Origin of the sequence: Limnobaculum eriocheiris (assembly GCF_021010575.1) — a bacterium.
Lineage (GTDB): Bacteria > Pseudomonadota > Gammaproteobacteria > Enterobacterales > Enterobacteriaceae > Limnobaculum > Limnobaculum eriocheiris.
Window position 1 is genome coordinate 1 of the sequence record NZ_JAJNAG010000104.1, and the last position, 764, is coordinate 764.

Below are 764 nucleotides of genomic sequence, written 5' to 3' on the forward strand. Positions count from 1 at the left end.
GGTCGTGACGCATATTTAGTGTTGTGGTATTCTTCGCCCTTTGGATGATTGATGGCAAAGATTGATGTAGTTTGTCCCCGCTGTTCTGAAACGAGTGATGTGATCCGAAACGGTCATTCCACCTCCGGAACGCAGCTCTATCGCTGTAAACACTGTCTGAAAACCTTCCAGCTCAGCTATCGCTATAACGGAGCTAAACCCGAAACCCATCAGACCATCGTCGATATGGCGATGAATGGTTCCGGATGCCGCGATACGGCAAGGGTGCTGAAGATAAGCCTCAATACCGTTCTCCGTCATCTAAAAAACTTGCACCACACACGGTAGCACAAAACGTTGAGCCGGGCGCAGAGGTCGTTATTTGCTGTGAAGCTGATGAACAGTGGTCATATGTACGCAGTAAAAGCAATCCGCGCTGGCTGTTTTATGCCTACGACCGCATCCGAAAGCGCGTCCTCGCCCATGTATTAGGTCCCCGTAATGCTCTGACATTGAAGCGTCTTCTGGGTTTGCTGAACCCGTTTAACATCGTCTTCTACATGACCGATGCCTGGCCGGTGTATCGGACTCTGCTGGCCTCAGGCAGCCATGTTATCAGCAAAAAATACACGCAGCGGATAGAACGACATAATCTCAATTTGCGAACCCATCTTAAACGGTTGACCCGCAAGACTATCTGCTTCTCAAAGTCAGAAGAAATGCACGATAAGATCATCGGATGGTATCTGACGATCAATCATTACCACTAAATCTGCGTCACGACC

1 protein-coding gene is annotated in these 764 nt (G+C 49.0%); it reads left to right on the top strand.

Features of this window, described 5'->3' with window-relative positions; translation table 11 throughout:
- The first annotated feature begins 51 nt into the window (after window positions 1-51).
- A protein-coding gene (locus LPW36_RS17680) for an IS1 family transposase (protein WP_230611900.1) occupies window positions 52-749 on the top strand; the annotation gives its coding sequence in 2 pieces (ribosomal slippage) (window positions 52-310 and window positions 310-749; 699 coding nt in all).
- Window positions 750-764 lie beyond the last annotated feature (15 nt).